This window comes from Flavobacterium sp. MR2016-29, assembly GCF_015350695.1.
Classification (GTDB): domain Bacteria; phylum Bacteroidota; class Bacteroidia; order Flavobacteriales; family Flavobacteriaceae; genus Flavobacterium.
Window position 1 is genome coordinate 1,191,436 of sequence record NZ_JADKPU010000001.1, and the last position, 25,606, is coordinate 1,217,041.

The 25,606-nt window shown below is 33.0% G+C and carries 28 protein-coding genes; 14 read left to right on the plus strand and 14 right to left on the minus strand.

Annotated features, from left to right (window positions below; genetic code table 11):
- Window positions 1-70 precede the first annotated feature (70 nt).
- The 3 genes from IR010_RS05365 to IR010_RS05375 form a co-directional block, all read right to left on the minus strand.
- Window positions 71-1,471: a DUF5723 family protein gene (locus IR010_RS05365; protein WP_194567169.1), complete on the minus strand. Its 1,401-nt coding sequence runs from the start codon at window positions 1,469-1,471 to the stop codon at window positions 71-73.
- Window positions 1,468-2,019 (minus strand): hypothetical protein, encoded by a 552-nt coding sequence (locus IR010_RS05370; RefSeq protein ID WP_029268713.1) that lies wholly within the window; start codon window positions 2,017-2,019, stop codon window positions 1,468-1,470. The genes IR010_RS05365 and IR010_RS05370 overlap by 4 nt, the downstream gene beginning before the upstream one ends.
- Before the next feature lie 74 nt (window positions 2,020-2,093).
- Complete coding sequence (locus tag IR010_RS05375) at window positions 2,094-2,960, minus strand: hydroxymethylglutaryl-CoA lyase (protein ID WP_194602217.1); 867 nt, start codon at window positions 2,958-2,960, stop codon at window positions 2,094-2,096.
- Between the two features lie 214 nt (window positions 2,961-3,174).
- Here IR010_RS05375 and IR010_RS05380 point away from each other — a divergent pair, with 214 nt between their 5' ends.
- Together IR010_RS05380 and IR010_RS05385 are read left to right on the plus strand one after the other, a co-directional pair.
- Window positions 3,175-3,789: a SatD family protein gene (locus tag IR010_RS05380; protein ID WP_029268711.1), complete on the plus strand. Its 615-nt coding sequence runs from the start codon at window positions 3,175-3,177 to the stop codon at window positions 3,787-3,789.
- Complete coding sequence (locus tag IR010_RS05385) at window positions 3,786-4,502, plus strand: DUF3307 domain-containing protein (RefSeq protein ID WP_194602220.1); 717 nt, start codon at window positions 3,786-3,788, stop codon at window positions 4,500-4,502. The genes IR010_RS05380 and IR010_RS05385 overlap by 4 nt, the downstream gene beginning before the upstream one ends.
- On the opposite strand, the gene IR010_RS05390 is transcribed toward IR010_RS05385, so the two are convergent.
- The gene (locus IR010_RS05390; RefSeq protein WP_194602224.1) at window positions 4,488-5,522 is read right to left on the minus strand and encodes a quinone-dependent dihydroorotate dehydrogenase; all 1,035 of its coding nucleotides are present in this window, start codon (window positions 5,520-5,522) and stop codon (window positions 4,488-4,490) included. The two genes, IR010_RS05385 and IR010_RS05390, sit on opposite strands and share 15 nt — an antisense overlap.
- A 263-nt stretch (window positions 5,523-5,785) precedes the next feature.
- Between IR010_RS05390 and IR010_RS05395 the strand changes: the two genes are divergently transcribed.
- From IR010_RS05395 to IR010_RS05415, 5 genes are all read left to right on the plus strand, one after another.
- On the plus strand, window positions 5,786-7,006 hold the full coding sequence (locus IR010_RS05395; protein WP_194567175.1) for an OprO/OprP family phosphate-selective porin: 1,221 nt from the start codon (window positions 5,786-5,788) through the stop codon (window positions 7,004-7,006).
- Window positions 7,007-7,161: 155 nt separating this feature from the next.
- Window positions 7,162-8,127, plus strand: coding sequence for a DUF6515 family protein (locus IR010_RS05400; protein ID WP_194602227.1), 966 nt, complete (start codon window positions 7,162-7,164; stop codon window positions 8,125-8,127).
- Between the two features lie 100 nt (window positions 8,128-8,227).
- Window positions 8,228-9,358: a formylglycine-generating enzyme family protein gene (locus IR010_RS05405; RefSeq protein ID WP_194602229.1), complete on the plus strand. Its 1,131-nt coding sequence runs from the start codon at window positions 8,228-8,230 to the stop codon at window positions 9,356-9,358.
- Between the two features lie 66 nt (window positions 9,359-9,424).
- On the plus strand, window positions 9,425-10,702 hold the full coding sequence (gene pepT / locus IR010_RS05410; RefSeq protein WP_194602231.1) for a peptidase T: 1,278 nt from the start codon (window positions 9,425-9,427) through the stop codon (window positions 10,700-10,702).
- Window positions 10,703-11,290, plus strand: a complete 588-nt coding sequence (locus IR010_RS05415; RefSeq protein WP_194602233.1) for a YdeI/OmpD-associated family protein — start codon at window positions 10,703-10,705, stop codon at window positions 11,288-11,290.
- Between the two features lie 290 nt (window positions 11,291-11,580).
- On the opposite strand, the gene yajC is transcribed toward IR010_RS05415, so the two are convergent.
- The 3 genes from yajC to IR010_RS05430 all read right to left on the minus strand — a co-directional run bounded on the left by yajC (window position 11,581) and on the right by IR010_RS05430 (window position 14,138).
- Window positions 11,581-11,853 (minus strand): preprotein translocase subunit YajC, encoded by a 273-nt coding sequence (yajC, locus tag IR010_RS05420; protein WP_026981843.1) that lies wholly within the window; start codon window positions 11,851-11,853, stop codon window positions 11,581-11,583.
- 52 nt (window positions 11,854-11,905) lie between these two features.
- Entirely contained in the window at window positions 11,906-12,817 is a 912-nt protein-coding gene (nusB, locus tag IR010_RS05425; protein WP_029268695.1) for a transcription antitermination factor NusB, read from the minus strand.
- 211 nt (window positions 12,818-13,028) lie between these two features.
- Window positions 13,029-14,138 carry a Glu/Leu/Phe/Val family dehydrogenase gene (locus IR010_RS05430; RefSeq protein ID WP_194602234.1) on the minus strand — a complete coding sequence of 370 codons (1,110 nt, stop codon included), beginning with the start codon at window positions 14,136-14,138 and terminating at the stop codon, window positions 13,029-13,031.
- Window positions 14,139-14,342: 204 nt separating this feature from the next.
- On the opposite strand from IR010_RS05430, the gene IR010_RS05435 reads away from it, so the two are divergent.
- The 4 genes from IR010_RS05435 (at window position 14,343) to IR010_RS05450 (ending at window position 18,125) form a co-directional block, all read left to right on the plus strand.
- On the plus strand, window positions 14,343-16,121 hold the full coding sequence (locus IR010_RS05435) for an ABC transporter ATP-binding protein (protein ID WP_194602236.1): 1,779 nt from the start codon (window positions 14,343-14,345) through the stop codon (window positions 16,119-16,121).
- Window positions 16,122-16,189: 68 nt separating this feature from the next.
- Window positions 16,190-16,558, plus strand: a complete 369-nt coding sequence (locus IR010_RS05440) for a PUR family DNA/RNA-binding protein (RefSeq protein WP_029268690.1) — start codon at window positions 16,190-16,192, stop codon at window positions 16,556-16,558.
- Between the two features lie 173 nt (window positions 16,559-16,731).
- Window positions 16,732-17,562 (plus strand): alpha/beta hydrolase, encoded by an 831-nt coding sequence (locus tag IR010_RS05445; protein ID WP_194602238.1) that lies wholly within the window; start codon window positions 16,732-16,734, stop codon window positions 17,560-17,562.
- A 17-nt stretch (window positions 17,563-17,579) separates the two neighbouring features.
- On the plus strand, window positions 17,580-18,125 hold the full coding sequence (locus IR010_RS05450) for an RBBP9/YdeN family alpha/beta hydrolase (RefSeq protein WP_194602240.1): 546 nt from the start codon (window positions 17,580-17,582) through the stop codon (window positions 18,123-18,125).
- 72 nt (window positions 18,126-18,197) lie between these two features.
- On the opposite strand, the gene IR010_RS05455 is transcribed toward IR010_RS05450, so the two are convergent.
- Window positions 18,198-18,533 carry a tRNA-binding protein gene (locus IR010_RS05455; protein ID WP_194602241.1) on the minus strand — a complete coding sequence of 112 codons (336 nt, stop codon included), beginning with the start codon at window positions 18,531-18,533 and terminating at the stop codon, window positions 18,198-18,200.
- 128 nt (window positions 18,534-18,661) lie between these two features.
- On the opposite strand from IR010_RS05455, the gene IR010_RS05460 reads away from it, so the two are divergent.
- The 3 genes from IR010_RS05460 (at window position 18,662) to IR010_RS05470 (ending at window position 21,007) form a co-directional block, all read left to right on the plus strand.
- A complete protein-coding gene (locus IR010_RS05460; RefSeq protein ID WP_029268684.1) occupies window positions 18,662-19,555 on the plus strand; it encodes an alpha/beta fold hydrolase in 894 nt (297 codons plus the stop codon).
- Between the two features lie 127 nt (window positions 19,556-19,682).
- Complete coding sequence (locus tag IR010_RS05465; RefSeq protein ID WP_029268683.1) at window positions 19,683-20,237, plus strand: thioredoxin family protein; 555 nt, start codon at window positions 19,683-19,685, stop codon at window positions 20,235-20,237.
- 374 nt (window positions 20,238-20,611) lie between these two features.
- Complete coding sequence (locus tag IR010_RS05470; RefSeq protein WP_194567189.1) at window positions 20,612-21,007, plus strand: GreA/GreB family elongation factor; 396 nt, start codon at window positions 20,612-20,614, stop codon at window positions 21,005-21,007.
- A 113-nt stretch (window positions 21,008-21,120) separates the two neighbouring features.
- Here the strand turns inward: IR010_RS05470 and IR010_RS05475 are convergent, their stop codons facing one another.
- The 6 genes from IR010_RS05475 to IR010_RS05500 all read right to left on the minus strand — a co-directional run bounded on the left by IR010_RS05475 (window position 21,121) and on the right by IR010_RS05500 (window position 25,571).
- Complete coding sequence (locus tag IR010_RS05475; RefSeq protein WP_194602244.1) at window positions 21,121-21,438, minus strand: cytochrome c; 318 nt, start codon at window positions 21,436-21,438, stop codon at window positions 21,121-21,123.
- A 98-nt stretch (window positions 21,439-21,536) separates the two neighbouring features.
- A complete protein-coding gene (locus IR010_RS05480) occupies window positions 21,537-22,469 on the minus strand; it encodes a peptidylprolyl isomerase (protein ID WP_194602248.1) in 933 nt (310 codons plus the stop codon).
- A gap of 67 nt (window positions 22,470-22,536) precedes the next feature.
- Complete coding sequence (locus IR010_RS05485) at window positions 22,537-23,679, minus strand: MFS transporter (protein WP_228515099.1); 1,143 nt, start codon at window positions 23,677-23,679, stop codon at window positions 22,537-22,539.
- Between the two features lie 142 nt (window positions 23,680-23,821).
- Window positions 23,822-24,172 carry a cupin domain-containing protein gene (locus IR010_RS05490; RefSeq protein ID WP_194602250.1) on the minus strand — a complete coding sequence of 117 codons (351 nt, stop codon included), beginning with the start codon at window positions 24,170-24,172 and terminating at the stop codon, window positions 23,822-23,824.
- Window positions 24,173-24,219: 47 nt separating this feature from the next.
- The gene (locus tag IR010_RS05495) at window positions 24,220-25,092 is read right to left on the minus strand and encodes a sugar phosphate isomerase/epimerase family protein (protein WP_194602253.1); all 873 of its coding nucleotides are present in this window, start codon (window positions 25,090-25,092) and stop codon (window positions 24,220-24,222) included.
- Window positions 25,093-25,208: 116 nt separating this feature from the next.
- Window positions 25,209-25,571, minus strand: a complete 363-nt coding sequence (locus IR010_RS05500; protein ID WP_194567198.1) for a hypothetical protein — start codon at window positions 25,569-25,571, stop codon at window positions 25,209-25,211.
- Window positions 25,572-25,606 lie beyond the last annotated feature (35 nt).

Here is a 25,606-nt window from a genome sequence, read left to right on the forward strand (position 1 = left end):
CTTAAATTTCTCATTATAAGAAAGGTATTACAAAAGTATATTTCAATTTTTTAATTTGAATTTTAAAAATTTAATCTTTACTGTCTTGAAAAATAAAATTGAGTCCGAATTGAAATGCTAGACTATTGGCCTTCGAGACATCTTTATATTCGAAAACATTATCAACTAATGCATAAATATTAAATTTCCCGATTGTTCCTGAAAGCCCTAATCCGATATTAGTTTTTGAATAAGAATCGAATGTATAAGTCGCTTTAACATCAAGTTTTTCTAAAAGACTGCGCTGATAAAAAGCTGTTAAAGCCACAAAAGGTTCATTTGGCATTGTCATTGCAAACAATTGTCCGCCGACTTTATTTATATACTTTCTTTTGATTGATCCTTTGCAATTGCATTCGTCGTCTGATCTTGCTTCTCCAAAAGAATATTGTATTGAGGAATATAATTTTGTTGGACGCCAAGTAGTGTATTTATTATAAAGCGTATCACGCGGAATTGCTTTTTCGAAATCATCAATTACATTTTCCGGCTCATTTGTAAAGTCAAAACTAGGGTTTACACCTTCGTATCTATATTCGCCTTTGTATGTTATAGTTTCAATATCTTTAGACTGATTTATAAATCCGAGATCAATAATACTGGCCGTAAATTGAAGATTTTCTTTAAAATAGTATGTAATTCCAGCATCTATTCCCAAACCTAAACTTCCGTTAAAAAAGGTGTTGTGTGCGATATCACTAGCAATATCTCCTTCATATTCATCTTTTGTAAACTTGGCAATTCCAGAAGTTTTAATTTCTAGATTTGATGAAATTACTTGTGTATAAATATTAGGAGTTCCAGCATTTTGAGCAGTATAAACAAAACCCGAATTTCGAGTAGAAGTGGCATTTGCCCCACTGGAATAAAGTTTAGCACGACCGCCTAAAACGAGTTTTTCATTTAACTTTTTATGAAATCCGACGTGTAATACTGATAGTACTTCTGCCCTTACATTTATATCCGCTAAATTGAATGATTTACCAATATAATCTCTATTTCCGTCTAAGGCAAAAATGGCAGGATCTTTTGGAACGTACGTTAGAAAATCAAATTCCTGATAGGCTCCAAATGAAATATACGATTGACTTTCCTTTCCTCCAACTCTAAAACCACCTGAAAATAATTCGAGCTGTTCATTTACCTGAGCCTTATCTTTGCTGGACGATTTGTTTATAATGTTTCTGACTTTATCATTAAAATCAACTCCATTATCTGCAAATAAATCATATGCTGAAAAACTGCTTGATCCTAAATTTGCTGAAATTCCAGATAAAATTGGCACTCCAAAATAAAACTTGTACGAAACATCGGCACCGGGATTTACCAATGACGATTGCGGAATTGCTGTAAAATTATACAGTAATTGTTTGTTTTGCGAAAAACAGATAAGCTGTAAAAACAGCATTAAAACCAGGCTGACTTTTTTCATTCAATCTCCATATAAACGGTTGCACTTGATCGTAATTTTAAATTACCTGAACTATTCGCGTTTATTGGAGGTCCAGATGCCATTCTAACAAAAAAACCAACTTTTGTAGTTTGTTTTAAAAGTGCTAATCTTTGGTTTTCAAAAACCTCTGTAGGATATTTTATAACATTAGAACTTCCTGAATAAGCCGGAACTTCAAAAGTTAAGGTTTGAAGAATTTCATCATTATCATTTAAAAGCAATAAATTAAGGGTAAAAGCTCTAGAAATAGTATTTTCTATTTCAAAATCCATTTCTGCCTTAACCAAGTTATCTCTGAAGAATTTCTTTTTAAAGGCATCAAAGTCTTGTACATCAAATGCAATTTGCTGTTCAGCTCCATTATCGTAAAACTGATTGGCAGGAACATTAAAATAAGCCAGATTCGCTACAAAAACGGGTTCTAATTTTAGATCGTTAACCTGATCAAAATCTAAATCACTCGAGCATGAAAAAAACAAGCATGCAAATACTAAAATTTTAATTCTATTTAAGAAGTTTGCGCTCATAATTAATAAATTAAACGTCAGTGGTACCGTTTTTTATTGAAGATTATTACATAAGATAATAAATATACTGCTTTTTAATGAAACTTTCCGAACAATTTTGATGCTTCGTTGTAAGCGCTTTCAAAACTTAACGAATTTAAGCCCGTTGTTTTTTTATTGGCTGTAAAATAAGAGATAAGTTTCTCCGTAGGCATATTTCCCGTCAATTTATCAGTCGCCATTGGGCATCCGCCAAACCCTTGAACAGCACCATCAAATCGCGTACATCCTGCTTTATGTGCTGCATCTATTTTTTCGAACCAACTGTTTGGTGTTGTATGCAAATGTGCGCCAAATTCAATCTGAGGATATTTCGGAATTAAATTTGAAAATAAATACGTAATAACTTCCGGTGTAGAACTTCCAACAGTATCTGAAAGCGACAATATTTTTACGCCCATTTTAGAAAGTCTTTCTGTCCATTCGCCCACAATTTCAACATTCCACGGATCTCCATACGGATTACCGAAACCCATTGAAAGATAGGTAACTACTTCTTTGTTTTTTTTATCGGCGATTTCAAGAATTTCCTGAAGTGTTACTAAAGATTCAGCAATTGTTTTATGTGTATTTCGCATCTGAAAGTTCTCAGATATCGAAAAAGGAAAACCTAAATATTGAATTGGCTCATGTTCTGAAGCCTGCGCAGCGCCTTGCGTATTGGCAATTATAGCCAGCAATTTGCTTGTAGTCTGCGAAAGATCAAGCTGTGCCAAAACTTCGGCAGTGTCCTGCATTTGCGGAATCGCTTTTGGAGACACAAAACTTCCAAAATCAATAGTATCAAAACCTACTCGTAGCAAAGCTTGTATGTACGAAACCTTATTTTTAGTCGGAATAAAAGTTTTGATACCTTGCATGGCATCCCGCGGACATTCGATAATTTTGATTTCTTTATTCAAAGCTTATTCTTTAGTGAAGGCTAAGTTAGTTTCTTTTTTAAAGAAATAAAAGCTATAATTTTCATAAATTGAAATATTACCAAATATCGTAATACAAATAATTATTACTGAAAACCGTAATAAATATAAGTATTACTGAAAACCGTAATAATTAATTTTATTACGTATATTTGTAATATCAAAACTTAATTTATTTTTAATTATATTTGAAACTATGACAAGCGTAATTACTGGTGATATCATCGATTCGAGAAAACAAAAATCAAAAGACTGGGTAGAAGATTTAAAGAAAATCTTATCTCCGTTTGGCGAAACACCTAGTCAATGGGAAGTTTACAGAGGTGATGAATTTCAAATCGAAATAAAAAATCCTCAAGAAGCATTGTTGTCTGCTATTTTAATAAAAGCGCATTTAAAAGCAAAAAAATTAGATGCCCGAATGAGTATTGGGTTTGGAGATAAAACACACAGCGCCGAAAAAATATCTGAAAGCAATGGAACAGCCTTTATACATTCAGGAGAGCTTTTTGAAACTTTAAAAAAACAAAAAGTAACGTTGGCAATGAGAACTGGCGACTATAGTATTGATGAAAAAATAAACTTAATGCTCCAGCTGGCATTAACTTTTATGGACAGCTGGCTTGTGCAAGCAGCAGAATTTGTAGCTGTTGCCATAGAAAACCCAACTTTATCGCAAGAAGAATTGGGACAAAAATTAGGCATTAATCAGGCTGCAGTGAGCCGCAGACAAAAACGCGCGCAGTTTGATTTGGTTATGAATTTAGATCGTTATTTTAGAGCACAAATAAAACAAATTACAGCCTCATGATTTTATTTATAAAACTGCTTTTAGCTCATTTATTAGGAGATTTTATCTGGCAGCCCAACTCTTGGGTTGCTGATAAAGAAACAAAAAAATACAAAAGTATTTACTTGTATCTTCATATTTTATTGCATGGTGTTTTAGCTGCAGTTTTAGCTGGAGAAATCGAGTTTATTCCCTATGCGATTTTAATTGCCGTTACGCATGGCATTATTGATTTAATCAAATTAAATTTTCAGAAGAAAAAAACAAAACGCACTTGGTTTGTGGCAGATCAAATTGCACATATTTTGATTTTAATTGGAATTGTATTACTCTATCAAAACAAAGGCATTATCTATTTTTGGCAAGATAACGAATTTTGGATTTTAGCAACTGGAATTTTATTGGTTACAAAACCAACTTCAATTTTTATTAAAACCATAATTTCAATCTGGAGTCCTGAAAACGAAAATAGCCACAAGGACAACTCGCTTGCCAGCGCAGGAAACTACATTGGCATATTAGAACGTTTATTCGTATTCGGTTTTATCTTGACCGGGCATTTTGAAGCAATCGGATTTTTATTAGCTGCTAAATCTATTTTTAGATTTGGAGATTTAAAAGAAGCCAAAGACCGAAAACTGACCGAATATGTTTTGATTGGTACTTTAATCAGTTTTGGAATCGCAATAGTTGTTGGATTAATTGTTCAGGCACTGCTTTTACAATTGCCCTAAAACTTTTTTATTTATCGCCTTAATCAACGCTGGACCTTCATAAATAAATCCTGTATACAATTGTACTAAACTTGCACCAGCGTTTAGTTTTTCGATAGCATCATCTGCAGAATGAATTCCTCCTACTCCAATAATTGGGAATGCTCGATTACTTTTTTCCGAAAGAAAACGAATTACTTCTGTAGAACGTTTTGTTAATGGTTTTCCAGATAATCCACCCATTTCTGATTGGTTTTGAGATTGTAAACCATCTCTTGAAATTGTTGTATTTGTAGCGATTACACCTGCAATCTGAGTTGTTTTTACAATATCAATAATATCTAATAATTGCTCGTCTGTAAGATCTGGAGCAATTTTTAAAAGAATCGGCTTTATTTTTTGAGTACTTGTTTTTTGCTTTTCTACATTTCTATTCTGCAATGTTTGAAGTAAAGTTGTCAAAGGTTCTTTGTCTTGTAGTGCTCTTAAATTTGGTGTATTTGGAGAGCTTACATTTACTACAAAATAATCTACATGATCGAAAAGCGCATCAAAACAAATTACATAATCGTCTACGGCATTTTCATTTGGAGTCACTTTGTTTTTTCCAATATTTCCTCCAATCAAAATTCCTGAATTCTTTTTCAAACGTTCTACAGCTTCCAAAACGCCACCGTTATTAAAACCCATTCGGTTAATAATTGCCTGATCTTCTTTTAAACGAAATAAACGTTTTTTAGGATTTCCTTCTTGACCAACAGGCGTTACGGTTCCTATTTCGATAAAACCAAAACCAAAATCAGAAAGTTCTTTGTACAGCTTGGCATCTTTATCAAATCCTGCCGCAAGTCCAACTGGATTTTTAAATTTAATTCCGAAAACTTCTCTCTCTAATCGAGAATCTTTAACATCATAAATAGATCTTATGATTGAGGAAACGCCAGGAATTTTTGAAATGAATCTAACAAATGAAAAAGTAAAGTAATGTACTTCTTCTGGATCAAACCAAAAAAGTATCGGACGAATTATCAATTTATACATAAGAAAGCTGTGTTGTTTTTTCGGTTGCAAATTTAATTATAATACTTGAAAGACACTCGTTTTTATAAAAACAAATTATAAGACGTTGCAAATTATAAAATGAAACAAAGTCAAACCTTTACAAAGACTTGTAAAATCTATTTATACCTAATTTTGAAATATTTAAGAAAAAATTTATTTCAATTGCGTGTGATTTAAATAGTGAATTGCTTTTGAAGCAAAAAAATTACGAAGGAAATAGAAAATAAATTTAAAGTAAGAATATGTATAAAACCAGCATATTAATTCGTATTTCAAAAAATCTTCTGTCAGTCTTAATACTGCTATTAAGTCAAAATGGATGGACACAGCTGGAAAAAGACACAACCAAATTAATCAATGTCAGTTATGGAAGTAAGGGAATTGAACTGAGAACCAAAGACAATAAATTTCTTTTTCAATTACAAAGCCGATTGCAGTTTCGATTTTCTACGCCAAATGATACAGATCCGTTAACGTATGATGATTATAGTCAGGATAAAAAAACAACTTTTAAAATAAACCGCGCGCGACTAAAAGTAGGCGGCCACGCATTTGAACCTTGGCTGAAATATTATTGGGAATATGAACTCAGTCAATCTAATTTGCTTGATTTTAGAATTATGGTCGAAAAATGGGAATGGTTAAGTTTTAAAGCCGGCCAATGGAAAGTCGAATTTACCCGTGAACGTTTTATCAGCAGCGGTGAACAGCAAACCGTAGATCGATCTTTAATTAATCGCCCTTTTACGGCAGACAGACAAATGGGCGTTGAAATATACGGTCATCTTAAAGGAAGCGGTATTACTGATTTTAATTATTGGGCTGCCGCCTTAACGGGAACCGGAAGAGGAAATACCGCAAATGACGACAATAACCTAATGTATTTTGGAAGAGTACAATGGAATTTTTTAGGAAGATTTCTTGACTTTGAAGGGAGCGATATAGAATTTCACGAAAAACCAACTCCAATTATTGCCTTTTCGGCACTGACAAACCGAAGTCCATATACTCGATTTTCGCAATCTGGAGGAGGTTCGCTGGAAGGTTATGAAAATGGTTCACCCGGTCAATATCGCGTTAATCAGTGGAATTTTGAAACTGCTTTTATGTACCGTGGCTTTTCGTGGCAAAGCGAATGGCATACCAAATACATCATTGATAAACTGGATAACGATAAGACTACCACCTTAAAAGGATATTATGCTCAAGCTGGTTATTTTTTTCACAATACCTTTAACTGGTGGCCCAAACATTTAGAAATGGCCGGAAGATTTGCTACTTATAGACCGAATAATGACATAAGAGATAATCTGCAAAACGAGAGTACTTTAGCCTTTAACTGGTTCTTTAAAGGCCACAAAAACAAACTCACTTCAGAAGTAAGCTATTTTGATTATCAGGATAAAACGCTGCCACTTGCTCAAGGATGGCGTTTTAGAATACAGTGGGATATTTCACTATAGATAAACAATTAAAAATCAAATTATTAAAAACAAAATGGTATTGTATTTGCAACAATTATAATAGAATTTTTATCATTTAGTATGAAATGATTTTGGATTTTTATAAAGCATTCTTATTTTTTTTTAATAATTTTAATGAACATAAAACACTGAAAATGAAAAACATAAAAAAAACTCTTAGAAAAACAGCACTTATATGCTTTGTGGGATCATTTTTTTTGATTTCAATTGATAGTATAGCACAACATCGAGGCGGAGGCGGAGGTGCACGTAGAGGCGGAGGCGCAGTATCAAGGCCGGCTGTACAATCAAGACCTGCTGTAAGCAGACCGTCTGGCAGTTCAGGTATTAACAGACCAACTACAGCAAATAGACCTGGATCAAATGGATCTGTAACCCAAATTACTAGACCCTCTACAGGCTCTAACTCTAAAATTGCAAATAACAACAGAAACTCAAATAATGTAAACAGAAACAACACCGGTAATAGAAACACTAATATTAGTAGCAATACTGTTAATAGAAATAACATTAATGTTGACAGAAGCCGAGACATTACTATTAATAACAATCATAATACGGTAGTCAGAAGAAACACTGTAATATACACACGTCCTCCTTATAGATATGGCGGTTATAGATATAATACATTTCATCCCTACTATTTTCATCCTTACCATCCTTATTATTGGGGACCAGTTTGGCATCCTTGGGGATTTTTTGTTGCTACTTTAGCCGTTACAGCAATTGTAGTTAGCGTAGAAAGCACACAATATCATTATGATCAAGGCGTTTGGTATGCTCCATCAAATGGAGGTTACACAGCTGTACCCGCACCAGTTGGAGGAACAGTCAATAATATTCCGAGCGGGGCTGAAACGGTCAATACTGGAACCGTCAATAATTATTATTATGGAGGCACCTATTACGAAAAAGACGGAAGCTCCTACAAAGTCGTTCCTCCAACAGCAGGAACTATTGTAGAAAATTTACCCGAAGGAGGTAAAGAAGTAACTATTGGAGATGTCAAATACGTAAAATTTGGTGAAACCTACTACCAGCCGATTCAAGTTGATGGTAAATCTAAATATGAAGTTGTTCTCGTAGAGGAAGATAAATAAAACAATAGTAACCTTATCAAATAAATAGAGTTTGATAAGGTTATTTTTTTTAATTTTATCTTATTAATTGACAACCACTACTCTATAAAATAAATCTACAATGAAAACTAAAACTTATTGGATTTTTGCAATACTTACAATCTCCATTATAACTATTGCTTACAGTTATACTAAACTTATTGTTCCTAAACAAAAGTTAGCAGCAATGGATTGTGCAGAAACTCCAAATACTTCAGGATCTTCTTTGTTTAAACCTACAATCGAAAATAAAAACATTCCCGCCGGAAAAGCGCCAAAGGGAATGGTTTGGATTCCTGGCGGCGAATTCTCAATGGGAAGTAATGTGGAAGATGAAAGTTTATGCAGCATAAAAGGCGTTACAAAAGATGCAGCACCAATACATAGGGTTTATGTAGATGGCTACTATATGGATAAAACAGAAGTTACAAACGATCAGTTTGAAGCTTTTGTGAAAGCAACAGGCTATGTAACATTAGCTGAAAAAACACCTACACATGAAGAATATCCTGATGCTCCTTTAGAAAATTTAGTAGCCGGATCAGCCGTTTTTACTCCTACTCCTGCAAAAGTAGATCTGAATAATTATATGCAATGGTGGACTTATGTAAAAGGTGCCGACTGGAGACATCCTGAAGGGGCTGGAAGTTCTATAAAAGGCAGAGGCAATTATCCTGTAGTCCAGGTGTCTTATGATGATGCAGCGGCTTACGCTAAATGGGCCGGAAAAAGACTGCCGACAGAAGCAGAATGGGAATTTGCAGCTCGAGGCGGAAAAACTGGAGAACTGTACGCGTGGGGAAATACTTTAAAACCTAAAGGAAAATTTCAAGCTAATATTTATCAAGGCCATTTTCCGATTGAAAAAGGAGATACTGGTGAGGATGGTTATATCGGAATTGCACCAACAGCACAATTTGCACCAAATGGTTATGGCCTTTATGATATTGGGGGAAATGTTTGGGAATGGACAAATGACTGGTACACTGCTGATTATTACACTGTTTCAAGCCAAAATGGTGAGGTTGTAAAAAATCCTAAAGGCCCAGAATCTTCATACGATCCGGGTGAACCCAATCTTCCTAAAAAAGTACAGCGGGGCGGATCATTCTTATGTACAGATCAATATTGTACCCGTTATATGGTAGGCACAAGAGGAAAAGGAGATTATAAGTCGCCTGCGAATCATATTGGTTTTAGATGCGTGCAATAAACTATTCTATAATTTGAAGCTTAAAAACGCCTGGATATTTGTTTATATTTGCCTAAAAAATAAAAAATGCAACATATTATAGATCGATTTATCAGTTATGTAACAATTGATACTGAGTCAGACCCAAATTCTAAAACTACACCAAGTACTGAAAAACAATGGAATCTTGCCAATAAATTAGTTGAAGAGCTAAAAATAATTGGTTTAGAAGATGTTACTATAGACGACAAGGCTTATATCATGGCGACTTTGCCAAGTAATGTTGATCATGAAGTCCCTGTAATTGGCTTTGTTTCACATTTTGATACTTCTCCAGATTTTTCAGGAGCAAATGTAAAGCCTCAAATTATTGAGAATTATGACGGAAAAGATATTATTTTAAATGCTGATAAAAACATTATTTTATCTCCAAATTATTTTAAAGATTTACTGCAATACAAAGGACAAACCATTATTACAACAGACGGAACAACTTTATTAGGTGCCGATGATAAAGCGGGAATTACAGAAATTGTTTCAGCAATGGAATATCTAATTCATCATCCTGAAATCAAACACGGGAAAATCAGAATAGGTTTTACTCCTGATGAAGAAATTGGACGAGGAGCACATCATTTTGATGTTGAAAAATTTGGTGCACAATGGGCTTACACAATGGATGGAAGCCAGATTGGCGAATTAGAATATGAAAATTTTAACGCCGCTGGAGCTAAAATCACATTCAAAGGAAAAAGCGTTCATCCGGGTTATGCCAAAGGAAAAATGATCAATTCATTATTGATTGCTAATGATTTTATCAACGAGCTTCCAAAAGGAGAAACGCCTCAGGAAACAAAAGGCTATGAAGGATTTTTCCACGTTCACCATTTGACGGGAAGCATCGAAGAAACAGTTTTAGAATTGATTATTCGCGATCACAATAAGATTAAATTCGAAAAAAGGAAAGATCTAATTGAAAAAATTGCTAAAAAAATCAATAAAAAATATGCCAAACAATTTGGCGAAGATATTGTAATTACTGAAGTTAAAGATCAGTATTACAACATGAAAGAAAAAGTGCTTCCTGTAAAACATATTGTAGATATTGCTGAAAAAGCAATGCGTGAGTTAAACATTAAACCTATTATCAAACCTATTCGTGGCGGTACTGATGGCTCACAATTATCCTTTATGGGATTGCCTTGCCCGAATATTTTTGCCGGTGGTCATAACTTTCATGGAAAATACGAATATGTTCCCGCAGAAAGTATTCAAAAAGCAACTGATGTTATTGTAAAAATTGCCGAATTGACTGCAATTTCAGGCATTTTTGATGCTAGCGAAAAACCTAAAAGAAAAAAATAATTGGAACCAACTTCTGACAAAAAACACGTTTGGAATAAAGTCAATCAATGGGAAGAAGAACTTCTTTACCTGAAAGCAATTATTGACAAAACCGAACTTATTGAAACCATAAAATGGGGCGGTCCTGTGTATGTTTACAACAAGAAAAATGTGATTGGAATTGGAGGTTTTAAAGATTATTTTACCATTTGGTTTTTTAACGGAGTTTTTCTGAAAGACGAAAAAAAGAAGCTCATTAATGCTCAGGAAGACAAAACAAAATCTTTGCGTCAGTGGCGATTTACATCCAAAGAAGAGATTAATGAAAAAGACGTTTTAGAATATATAGCGGAAGCAATCGAAAACGAAAAACAAGGAAAAATCATAAAACCTGCAAAAAAAGAAGCCATAGTTTCTGAACTTCTTGAAAATGAAATGAATAAAAATCCAGCTTTAGCAGAAGCTTTTCAAAAATTCAGCGCTTACAAACAATATGAGTTTTTAGAATATATTGAAAGTGCCAAACAGGAGAAAACCAAATTAGCAAGAATCGAGAAAGTGATTCCGATGATATTAGCAAATATTGGTCTGAATGATAAATACAGATAGTTTTATTCAAGTCTAGCGATCATCTGTCACATCGAGTGGACAAATATTAACAACAAAAGTTTTTTTACGCTTTTTTTGTCATCCTGAGGAACGAAGGATCACACTAGAAGCTCGACAACGTTTTTCGACAATCTTTGAGGAATTCCTTGTGTGATCCTTCGTTCCTCAGGATGACAAGATTGGTTTAATACTTTGCAAATACTTCCTAAATCATTACAACAAGATTAATAAAAAAATCCCAAATTCTAAATTAGAATTTGGGATTTTAAATTTTATTGAAATTGAAAAAATTAAGCCTTTTTCAAAGCAGCACTCATTTCCATAGAAATTGCTGAACGCTCGATTTTTAATTTTCCAGACATTGTTTCGATGATTGCACTTGTTTCAGCAAGTTCAACGATTTTACCATGAAAACCACTTTTAGTGATTATTTTATCACCTACTTTTAGGCCGCTTTCAAATTCTTTCTCGTTTTTTGCTCTTTTTTGTTGTGGTCTGATCATGAAGAAATACAACACTACAAACATTAGTAAATAAGGAGCAAATTTCATTAAATCTTGCATAGTATTCAGTTTTTATTTTTGTTATTAAATTTGTTTTTGGCTTTTTAAAATATTACATCAAACCTCTTCCTACTTTAACCATCTTTTTATTGGCTGTAAGTTCCTTAACAAGGTTATCTAAAATACCGTTGATAAAAATACTGCTTTTTGGCGTAGAATATTCTTTAGCAATTTCTAAATATTCGTTTAATGTTACTTTTACTGGAATAGAAGGGAATTTTAAAAATTCGCAAATAGCCATTTTCAAAATAATGGTATCAATTTCAGCAATTCTTTCGCTGTCCCAGTTTGGCGTTTTATCATCGTATTCTTTTGCCAAGATTGATTCGTTTAAAACTGTTCTTCTGAACAAATCTTTAGCGAAATCTTTATCTTCAACATCTTTGTACAATTTTGGCACTCTAAAATCGTCTGGATCTTCAGTTTTTATTGCTTTTAATTGCTTAACAATATGTGTATTTACAACCGGAATATCATCAACCCAAGTCAATTTATCATCTTCTAAATACTCATATAATTTTTCGTTTGGAACAATTACTTCCGCGAACAAATCAATTATAAATTGTCTGTCTTCTTCAAAAGTATTAGTGGAAGTTGTCATGTATTTTGCATACAATTCGCTTGACTTGATATCATTTAAAAGCAATAAAATATAATCATCATTTAATGACCAGTTATTGATTTTACGATTTTCTAGAGCGATACTAAGGGAATTGCTTTCGGCAAGAAGTTGAAAAATTTTGTTTTTGATAAATTTTTCATTCGGATTACGTTCTGCAGCAGTTGCAAGATGTTTTTTGCTTGAAAGATGTAAAAAAACAGATTCTTTTTTGCAGATTTCAATCAATGAAGAAAGCATTATAAGATATAAATCCTGAATATTATCAATACTGTAAAAAAGAAATTTCTCTTCTTTTTCCATATTATCAGAACCGCTTTGATGCATTGCATAAATGGATTGCATTACTTTAACGCGTATGTGTCTTCTATTTACCACCTTGTAAGAACATTTAAAAATTAGTCTGCAAAATTAGGAATTTCAATCCTTAAAATAAAATTAAATCGTAAAAAAGTCGCAGTTTTCAGTCTCAGTTTTTAGTTTTAACTCAATAAATAAAAAAGTCTCAGTTTTCAGATAAGCTGAAAACTGAGACTGAGACTGTAAACTAAAAAAATTATTTCTTAGCAGCGTTTTCAATTCTTCTTGCATCAATACGATTTTGAGCAATTGTAAGCGCAGCTTTATGTGTTGTCATTCCGTTTTTCACAGCGTAATCGATAATTTCTAAAGTTGTGTTATAGATATTTTCGGTCTTACTCATGATTTCAGCTTTTCCGTAGTGCTCTAATTCAGCATACACATTAATGATTCCACCAGCATTGATCAAGAAATCTGGAGCATATAAAATACCTCTTTCCTGCAATCTTGCACCGTGAATGTTTTCATCCGCTAATTGATTGTTGGCAGCACCAGCAATAACCTTAGCTTTAATTTTATTAACTGTATTATCATTGATTGTTGCTCCCATTGCACATGGTGCATAAATATCAACATCCGCACTATACAAATCTTCACCTGTATAAATTGTTGCGTTGTATTTTTGAGCAACTTCATATAATTTTTCTTCGTTGATGTCAGCAATAGTAACCTTTGCTCCTTCTTTAGTTAAATATTCAACCAAAGCTTCACCAACGTGGCCAATTCCCTGAACCAAAACTTTTTTACCATCTAGAACATCAGAACCAAACTGGCTTTTTGCAGCCGCTTTCATTCCTAAATATACACCGTAAGCAGTTACAGGAGAAGGATTTCCAGAGCCACCTCTTTCTTCAGAAATACCCGTTACATAAGGCGTAACATCTCTTACAGTATCCATATCTTTAGTTTCCATTCCAACATCTTCAGCAGTGATATATCTTCCGCTTAAAGAGTGCACAAATTCACCAAACTTACGCATCAATTCTGGTGTTTTTTGCGTTTTTGCATCACCAATAATTACTGCTTTACCACCACCAATATTTAAACCAGTAATAGCAGATTTATATGTCATACCTCTAGAAAGACGCAAAACGTCGTTTAACGCTTCCCATTCCGTATTATAATTCCACATTCTAGTTCCTCCTAAAGCTGGACCCATAACCGAATTATGAATACCAATAATTGCTTTTAAACCCGTATCTTTGTCATTGCAAAAAACAATTTGTTCGTGATCGTCAAAAGATAATTGACCAAAAACAGGGTCCATTTTTTGAAGTTCCTTTCCAGTTGCGAAAGTTGCATCCATAGTGATAGTATTTATTAGTTATAAATTATGAATTTGTCAAAAAGACATCTCAAACTTAAACAAAAAATATATATGTGCTAATTTTTTATCTTTAAAATAACAATTTTACAATATAATTGTTTTGATTAAATTACATTTTATTATACTTTTAATTAAGAATAATTCATAAAATTCGATCAAGTCAATATTGAATCTCTTAAAAAAATGAAAGAATTAAGCTATTTAAACAAATATTTCATTAAATATAAATACAGTTTCTCCTTAGGAATTTTAATAACCATAATCGCACAAATATTCTCTTTATTTACTCCTAAGCTCATCAGCAAGTCATTAAACGCTATCGAAAAGTTTGATAAACTTCCTGAAGCACAACAAACTTCTCAAGTTATAATCGATTCTTATCGTCAAGATTTAATTCATAACGTACTGCTAATCATAGCAACTACAATTGTAGCCGGGTTTCTAACTTTTTTAATGCGCCAGACTTTAATCGTCATGTCACGCCATATTGAGTTTGACTTAAAAAATGAGGTTTTTAAACAATATGAAAACCTTTCACAGAACTTTTACAAACAAAACCGTACTGGAGATTTAATGAACAGAATAAGCGAAGATGTTTCAAAAGTTCGTATGTATGTGGGTCCGGCCGTAATGTATACCATAAACACGTTTATTCGTTTTGCCATTGTTATTATATATATGTATAGCGTTTCGCCTTTGCTGACATTATATACAATTTTGCCTTTACCAATTTTATCCTATTGTATTTTTAAATTGAGTTCAGAAATAAATAAGCGAAGCACAACTTTTCAACAATATTTATCGAAGGTTTCAAGTTTCTCACAGGAAATATTTTCAGGAATTCGCGTTATAAAAGCCTATTCATTAGAAAATCAGCATCAGAATAATATGGTGGCTCTTGCTGATGAAAGCAAAAAGAAAAGTTTAGATTTAGCCAAAGTACAATCATTATTTGGTCCTTTGATGATTGCGCTTATCGGAATCAGTAATTTGGTTGTCATTTATTTTGGAGGTGTTATGTACATTAACGGAACGATCCAAAATATTGGTACGATTGCCGAATTTATTTTATATGTAAACATGCTGACTTGGCCGGTCGCTTCTTTAGGCTGGGTTTCATCAATGGTACAGGAAGCAGAAGCTTCGCAAAAACGATTGAATGAATTTTTGAAAATCGAACCAGAAATTAAAAACAATAATCACGGTTCATCCGATATTCAAGGCTCAATTGCTTTTGAAAATGTAAGCTACACTTATGAAGATACTAATATTGAAGCTTTAAAAAATGTGACTTTTACAGTTAAAAAAGGAGAAACACTCGCCATTTTAGGAAAGACAGGTTCTGGAAAATCGACTATTTTATCTTTAATTTCGCGATTATATGATGTTACTGATGGAAGAATCGCGATTGACCAAAATGAAATAAGTACTTTAAATTTAAATGATTTAAGAAACAACATCGGAATTGTACCTCAAGATGCTTTTTTATTCTCAGACACTATTAAAAACAACATCAAATTTGGCAATCAAAATGCTTCTGATGAAGAAGTAATCGAAGCGGCTAAAAATGCTGTAGTTCATGATAATATTATTGCTTTCAATAAACAATATGACACCATTTTAGGAGAAAGAGGAATTACACTTTCAGGCGGACAAAAGCAGCGTGTTTCTATTGCGAGAGCGATTATTAAAAATCCAGCCATCTTGCTTTTTGACGATTGTCTTTCTGCAGTTGATACTGAAACAGAAGAAACAATCCTTAATAATTTGTTCGAAATCTGCAAAGACAAAACTACAATTATTGTGAGTCACCGAGTGTCTTCTGCTAAGAATGCAGACAAAATAATCATTCTAGAAGATGGCAAAATCATTCAACAAGGTTCTCATAATCAATTAATAAATCAGGACGGTTATTATTCATCGTTATATTTAAAACAACTTTCGGAAAAAGAATTACTTTAAATGTTGCGTAATAGATTATTTTTTATGATTTTTGAGTACTATTAATTCCAAAAATGATAGAACGTATTATGAGAGAAAATGACATGTTAGAAAAAGAAGAGATTTTTTCTAAAGTATTACGAGCAGGAAGAAGAACTTATTTCTTTGATGTGAGAGCTACTAAAGCTGACGATTATTATATCACTATTACAGAAAGCAAAAAATTTACTGAAGAAGATGGTTCTTTTCATTTTAAAAAACACAAAATTTACTTGTACAAAGAAGATTTTAGTGCTTTTGCTGAAATACTAGAAGAAATGACTTCATACGTCTTGAACCACAAAGGCGAAGAAGTAATCTCTGAAAGACACCAAAAAGATTTTAAAAAAGAATACGGTTCTGATAAACCTGAAGGACAAAGATCTAGTTTTACTGATATTGATTTTGACGATATTTAGTCCCAAATAACTTTTTGAAAAGTACAAGTCCAATATGTCCAGCATTTTGGACTTTTTTTATATATTTATTTCATTGTGAAATGTTATTTGTAAAATGTGAAACGAAACAAAAGAATTTAAGATGCTTCTTTTTCACATTTAACATCTTACCTAAAACTTCTAACAAACTAAAAATGAAAAAATTAATTCTTTTTCTTTGTTTCTTTTTTATCTGCATGAATTCATTTTCGCAGAAATTAGAATACGAAACAAAATCAAACATTCAATATTATAACGCAGCAACAAACAAATCTGACAGTTATATAAACGAAAGATGTGTTTTAGATATTTATTATCCAAAAAACGCAAAAGGTTTTGCAACAATTGTTTGGTTTCACGGCGGTGGATTAACCGGCGGAAGCAAAGAAATTCCAGAGGCATTAAAAGACAAAGGTTTTGCCATTATTGGCGTAAATTACAGACTATCACCAAAAGTAAAAGCTGCAAAAGCTATAGATGATGCTGCTGCAGCCGTTGCTTGGGTTTTTAATACTATTTCAAATTACGGGGGCGATACTTCTCAAATTTTTGTCTCAGGACATTCTGCGGGAGGCTATTTAGGTTTGATGATTGGTCTGGACAAAAAATACCTTCAGAAAGAAGGAATTGATGCGAATAAAATTGCAGGACTTATTCCGTTCAGCGGTCAATGTATTACGCATTTTGAAATCAGAAAAGAAAGAGGAATCCCTGATACACAGCCAACAATAGATGAATTTTCACCTTTATTTTACGTTCGCGCAGATGCTCCCCCTCTTTTATTAATTACGGGCGACCGCGAATTAGAAATGCTGGGCCGTTATGAAGAAAACGCATATATGGCAAGAATGATGAAATTAGTTGGCCACAAACAAACTAAACTATATGAATTAGACGGATATGGCCACGGCATGACTGAACCAGGTTTTCCGTTGCTTGTAAACGAAGTAAACCGAATTTTAAAAGAGAAACAATCTAAAAAATAAACATAAACTCCACGGCAATGGAAATTCAACTATTCATTTTACCCGGCTTAGGAAATTCTGGTGAGAAACACTGGCAAACCTTTTGGCATAAAAAATTCGAAAACTCAATTCGTTTAGTTCAAGACAATTGGGATGAACCTATTCGCCAAGAATGGCTTGAAAGATTAAATGAAGAAATTGCTAAACTAGACAAGCCTACTATTTTAATAGCACACAGTTTAGCTGTCTCATTAGTTTTGCATTGGGCCGAGTCAAACCATAACAAAAATATTATTGGCGCTTTACTAGTGGCTCCAGCTGATGTAGATTCACCTCAGCATACTCCAGAAATTATACGCAATTTTGCACCAATGCCTATTTATAAATTACCATTTCCGTCGATACTTGTGGCAAGCGAAAATGATCCCTATGCTTCATTTGAAAGAAAACAGTATTTTGCCGAAAAATGGGGAAGTGATTTTGTAAACGTCGGAAAAAAAGGCCACATCAACTCTGACTCTGACTTAAAATATTGGGAAGAAGGACAAGTGATTTTACAGCATTTGATTGATAAAGTAAAGTAGTATTCAGTCTCAGTTTACAGTCTCAGTCTTCTGTTGATACTGAAACTGTAAACTGTAAACTGAGACCGTAAACTAACCTATACGAAGTCCATTCGGTATCTTAAAATCAGGCGCCAATAAAATAACATCTCCCTCCTCACCTACAACACCTAAAACGAGGCATTCGCTCATAAATTTTCCTATTTGTTTTTTAGGAAAATTTACAACTGATACGATTTGCCTGTTTAACAAATCTTCTTTTTGATAACGTTTGGTAATCTGAGCCGATGATTTTCTTATTCCTATTTCAGCCCCAAAATCAATTGTGAGCTGATAGGCTGGTTTTCTGGCTTCGGGAAAATCATTTACCTCTATAATAGTTCCTACACGCATGTCGGTTCTTTCAAATTCATTCCAAGTTAAATCCATTTGTTTTGAAAATAGGTTATTTACAAACCTATTAATTTTGTAATTATAAATACTAATTCTATAACTGATTTTTTTAGTACTGCTTCTAATTTTACATATACTACACATTCTAACTAAAAAAATGTAAAATGGAAAATAGTCTTATTAATACAGCCCAATCTTTGAGAGATTCAGATTTTGATGTTCAAGAGCAAAATACTGATAAATATATAGAAACTGCAAAAAACGTAAAACTCTACGTAAGAGATTACGGAAAAGGAAAACCTGTAATTTTAATTCACGGGTGGCCATTATCTAATGAGATGTGGGAATATCAAATAGACTTTTTAGTACAAAATAATTATAGAGTAATTGCTTATGACCGACGTGGTTTTGGAAAATCATCTCAGCCTTGGAACGGTTATGATTACGATACACTAAGTGATGATTTAAGTGAAATCATTGAACAGCTGCAATTAGAGAATGCAACTCTTGTAGGTTTTTCTATGGGAGGCGGCGAAGTTGTACGCTATTTCAGTCGTCATGGAGGAAAAGGCGTTACAAAAGCAGCATTAATTTCATCAATCATCCCTTTTCTTTTAAAAACTGAAGATAATCCAGAAGGACGTCCGAAAGAAAAAGGAGAAGCAACTGCGGCTGCAATTAATGAAGACAGAATAGGATTTCTAGAAAATTTTGGCAAAACCTTTTTTGGAGTTAATATTATAAACAAACCCTTAAGTACGCCTTTGTTAGAATATTACAGAATGTTATGTTCATTTGCATCGCCTAGAGCTACGCTAAAATGTTCAGAAGCTTTAACGAATACTGATTTTAGAGATGAGCTTCATACTATTAAAGTTCCAACTTTAATAATTCATGGAGATGATGATAAAAACGTTCCTATTGAATTAAGTTCAGAAAAAACTGCTGCCGCTATAGCAAACAATACTTTCCTTGTTTATGAAGGTGCACCACACGGGCTATTTTACACTGAAAAAGACAAATTAAATCAAGATTTACTTGAGTTCTTGAATTCATAAATTTAATATACATATCCAAAGAGTTTAATAATTTCGAGTAAAATTCTCTTTGGATATTTTTTTTTCTGCTTGTGCTGTTCTTTTTCCAGAATTTAAAAGTTATTTTTGAGTAAATAATTCTTTAAAAATGGCACGAACTCCTTCAAATATGGTTCCACTTGGAACTCTTGCTCCAAACTTTAAGCTTCAGGATACCAATTCTAATAATGCTTTTTCATTTGAAGATTTAAAAGGAGCAAAAGGTACGCTTGTCATTTTTATGTGTAATCATTGCCCTTTTGTACTTCACGTAATCAAAGAAATTGTTATGATTGCCAATGATTATCGCGTACAAGGACTTGGGGTTGTTGCCATTTCGAGTAATGATATCGAAAAATTTCCACAGGATTCACCAGAATTAATGACAGAATTTGCATTTCAGAATAAAATAGATTTCCCGTATTTATTCGATGAAAATCAAGAAGTTGCTAAAGCTTATGATGCTGCCTGCACGCCAGATTTTTATTTATTTGATAATCAGAATCGATTGTTTTACCGAGGTCAATTAGACGATTCTAGACCTGGAAACGGAATTCCGTTAAGCGGAAGTGATTTAAGAAGCGCCATTGACGCCTTAATTTACAACCGAACTCTAAATGAAATTCAGAAACCAAGTATTGGCTGTAGTATCAAATGGAAATAAGGTTTTCTATATTTTAGAAAAATTTTCCTACCTTTGTATTTCAATAATCAATTCTCATAGTGAGCACTATAACAATAATTACAGTTTATATCCTGTTGTTTTCTTTAAAAAGAAAACCAATTATTGGTGCCTTTATATCACATAGCAAGGCCTTTATTAATTAGGCCTCCGTCTGTTTCAATATCTTCTTAAGGCGGAGGATTTATACCACATTTTAATTTTTATTTTATTTGGAGCTGCTTGCTTTCGAATAAATATTATCCTTACTCATCCTTATTTTCCAACTGACATTCTATTTTTAAATAGAGACAGTTGCCAATGTCATTCATATAAATTAGGAAAAAAATATTCAATATTAATAAATACAAATAGATATGAAACCAATACCAACTTTCTGTAAAACAGATTATCAATTTTTAAGAGAATTGATATTAAAAAGCAAAAATTCAACAAATGCAAAAGAAGCAAATCAGCTTTCGCAAGAATTAGATCGTGCTGTCATTAGCAAGGAAAGCGATTTAGACAGTTCAGTTATCAGGATTAATTCTTTTGTAACAATTGAAGATGTAAACGCAAAAAAACAAATGAAAATTCAAATCGTTTTACCTTCATATGCAGATCTAAAACAATCTAAAATTTCAATTCTAGCACCTTTAAGTGTTGCTATTATTGGTTTTAAAGAAAATGACGAAGTAGATTGGGAATTACCGGCAGGTATCAAAACTTTAAAAGTAATTGCTGTAGATAATTCGGCTGTATATCATTCTTAACTTTTTAAACACCTCATTTTGTGAAGGTGTTTTTTTTTATCTTCTTTAAACATAAAAAAAACTATTCAATATAATTATTGAATAGTTTCATTTAAATCTGCTTTCTAAACTTATTATAATTGAGAAGTAATATAATTTGAAATTGATGCCATTTGAGTGTCATCTAAATGTGCTTTTTTCTGCATTCTTGTCAAAATTGGCTTCCATTCTTCTTGAGAGAATTTCTTTGGCTCATATAATTTATGACATCTTGCACAACTATTTTCATACAAGTTTTTGCCTGCTGCCAATTCTGGAGTTAATTCTGTGGCTTTTACTGTTTCAGTTACTGCTGGAGCAACTGGGGCTGTTGAAGCAGTTGGCGCTTTCTTAGTACCGCACGAAACTAAAAGCATCGTTACGGCAGTTAGAGTTAAAATTTTTGATTTCATTACTTTGCTTTGTTTTATTTTGAGTAAATATAAAAAAAATCCCATTCGACAAGCGAATGGGATTCTTATTTAAAACAAAACTAGATTGCTCTAATTCCTTATTTTACTTCCATTAATTCAACGTCGAAAATCAAAGTTGCGTGTGGTGGAATAACGCCTCCTGCTCCAGAAGCTCCGTATGCTAAATCAGAGGGAATTACAAAACGAGCTTTGTCTCCAACTTGCAATAAAGCAATACCTTCGTCCCATCCTTCGATAACTTGACCTTGACCTAATCTAAATTCGATTGGTTTTTTACGTGGATAAGACGAATCAAAAACTTTTCCGTTTTCTAAAGACCCTTCGTAATGAACCGCAACTGTTTTACCAGCTTCTGCTTTTTTACCATCTCCTTTGTTAATCATTTTATAACGTAATCCGCTTTCTGTTTTATCAAAACCAGCAGCTAATTGCTCCATTTTTGCTTCAGATTCTGCTTTCAAAGCTGCGTCTCTTTTTAGACGTGCACCTTTTAAACCAACAAAAGCTTCGATAGCGTTAAATTTTTCAGCTTCTTCTCCAACTCTAATAATTTCTACAGTTTGCAAAGCATCACCTTGAGCAACAGCATCAACAACATCTTGACCTTCGATTACATGACCAAAAACAGTGTGCTTTCCGTCTAACCAAGAAGTTGGTACGTGAGTAATGTAAAATTGAGAACCGTTACTTGCAGGTCCTGAATTTGCCATTGCTAAAACTCCTGGACGATCGTGTTTTAAACTTGGGTGAAATTCATCATCAAATTTATATCCTGGGTCTCCAGTTCCAGTTCCCTTAGGACATCCACCCTGAATCATAAAATCAGGAATTACTCTATGAAATGTTAATCCGTCGTAGAATTTTTGTCCTTGAGGTTTTACTTTATTTTCCATATTTCCTTCTGCAAGAGCTACAAAATTCCCTACGGTTCCTGGTGTTAAATCGTGTGTTAGTTTTACTAAAATCGAACCTTTGCTTGTGTTGAATTTAGCGTATATTCCGTTTTCCATTGTTGTAATTTTTAATTTGAATGCAAATTTACAAATTAATTCTATATCAATTTGTGTTTTCTATTTGTTAGTCCCGACGTTTCGAGATTGATTTATAAGTAAGTCCATAAACTGTAAATGCCAATACTGACAGCCCAACACATCCGATAGTTACAGCGTGCCATCCGCCCAATTTCCAAAGTAATAATCCGTAAGCAGATCCTGCTGCAGTTCCTAAGAAGCTAAATGACATAAATACCGTATTTAATCTGTTTCTGGCTTCTGGCAATAACGAATACACACGTGTTTGATTGGAAATATGAACACCTTGAATTCCTATGTCAATAAATACAATTCCAATCGCAATTCCGATTACACTTTCTATTGAGAAATAAAAAATCAAAAAACTGACTAAAATTAATAAACAGCCGTAACCAACTGCAACTCTAGAACCTCCCTTGTCTCCCATTTTACCAACTAATGGTGCTGCTAAAGCTCCAGAAGCTCCTACAATTCCAAATAAACCAATTGTGGCACTGTTAAAGTGAAACGGTTCTCCTGAAAGCAACAAAACCATTGTAGTCCAGAAAGCACCAAATTGTGCAAAACTGAATACATTAATCAAAGTTGCTTCGCGCAAAACAGGCTGTGTTTTTATTAAAGTAAAAAGAGATTTAATTAATTGTCCATAAGTTCCTTGAAACTGCGGTTTGTTTATTGGAAATTTATTTTGAATGACGAAAAAAATCAAAAGACAAATTCCAGATGCTATATAAAACATTGATCTCCAACCTAAAACCTGACCGATAAAGCCACTTAAAGTTCTAGAAAGTAAAATTCCGACCAATAATCCGCTCATGATTGTTCCCACTACTTTTCCTCGCTGTTCCGGCGCACTTAAAGAAGCTGCCAAAGGCAAAATAAGCTGTGGTACAATTGATGTAATTCCGATTAATAAAGAAGCAATTTGCAAAAGGAAAAAACTTTTTGCCGTTGCTGCAAGAATTAAAGCAATTACAGAAGCGAAAGTCGTTATTAGAATTTGTTTTTTGCGTTCGATTTTATCACCCAAAGGCACCATAAAAAACAGTCCGATTGCATAGCCAGCTTGTGTTAGATACGTTATTGTTCCGGCACTGGCTTCGGGAATTTTAAATTCGTTGGCGATTAAAACAATTAAAGGCTGGCAGTAATAAAGATTTGCAACTATAAGTCCAGTGCAAGCTGCCATAAATAAGACATTCGTTTTGGATAAATTCATTTTACAAAAATACTACTCTAATTCGAATCAAATCTTTAAAAATTGTATTAATTTTAAAAACTTAAGTCTAAATTGTACCTATTTACTGTGAATTATACTGATTTTTAAAACCTTATTGTTTCATAAAATCTTCTCGAATAGGGCTAAATACATCTGTCAAAAGACCACTTTCCAAACAAACAACGCCATGAATTGCGTGTGGCGGAATATAAAAACTATCGCCTTCTTTTAATGTTTGGGTAACTCCAGAAATAGTAACATCAAATTTACCGCTCGAAATATAAGTAACCTGCGAATGATAATGTTCGTGTAAAACGCCAATTCCACCTTTTTCAAAATGAACATTTACCAACATGATTTTATCATCGTAGGCCATGATTTTTCGTTTTATTCCTTCTCCAACCACTTCCCACTCCAGCTCATCTCCTTTTATAAATTCTTTGCTTGTTCCAAAACTTTGCATGTCTACTTTATTTAATTCTTTACAAAAATAGTATTTAGATGATTATTTTAGAGCAATTCTTTTGAAATAAAATCAGAACTGGCTTTAATAGAAGCAAAAGAATTTACGGCAAAATTGTTTTCCTGTTCTACAAAAAAGTGTTTCATTCCAGATAATTGTGCTTCTTTAAAAATCGTTTTAAAATCGATAGAACCGGAACCAACTTCTGTATTTAGGGAAGGATTTATTTTATCCATATCTTTTACATGCCACATTTTAAAACGGCTTTGATTTTCTCTAAATAGTTTAAGTGGATCATTTCCAGAACGGACAACCCAGTATAAATCCAACTCAAATGAAACTAAATTTTTATCCGTTTCTTTTAATAAAATCTCGTAACCCGTTATGCCGTTATGTTTTTGGAATTCAAAATCATGATTGTGATACGCCAGTTTTAAACCAGCATTTTTACATAATTTTCCTGCTTCATTAAGTCGAGAAGCAATCTTTTTATAATCTTCTGTATTTTTTCTGAAAGTTTCATCGACCCAAGGAATCGTAAGAAATTCATTTTTTAGTGTTTTAGCAGCTTCAATCGCAGCCATAAGTTCTGCTGTATTTCCATCCGCTAAAAAACTTCCTAAATTATAATGTCCGCTGATTGCTTTTAAATGATTAGCATCTAAGATTTTTTTAAGCTCAATGGGAGTCAATCCCCAAAATTGATCTTTTATCGAAAATCCGTAAGTTTCAACTATAGTATAACCCGCCGCGGCAACTTTTTCTAAAACAACATTTACATCTTTAGATATTTCGTCACGCAGCGTATACAATTGCAGACCAATTTGTTTTTTATTCATAGTAAACGCTAATGAAGGCATAGCTAGAACGGCCGTTGCAGCTAAACTGGTATTTATAATAAAGTTTCTTCTAGTAACCATTTTTATCTTAAAATCGAAAAGTAAAGCTACTCTTTTTATTGAAATACTTTATAAGATACATTCAAAATTGATTTTAAAAATCTGTAAAAGATTCAAAATGAATTATTATTAAACAATTATTTTGACGTCAATAATTTCATATCAACCATTTTATTAGAATCTATTGCTTGTGGAGGATAATTTTGTTTTTCATTTCTAAAAGAAGAAACTTTTCCTTTTTTATCTACATATATATATCTGTAGTTCCAATAATTTGTGCCTGCCATTCTAGAATTATGATTTCTGTCTGAGCCATCATAAACTTGATCTGCATACACAAGTATTTCGCCATCCTTATCATTATCAAGGGTTCTAATTGGTGTGCCCCAATTTTTAATAAGACTTTGTTTTGTCTTTCCGATCCAGTTTTCGCTTATGTTTTGAGAACTTGAGCAAGCATAAAAAGCAAGTATAGCTATTAATGGTATAATTTTTTTCATAGCGTAAATATTTATGTTTTTGGTGAATTATTAAT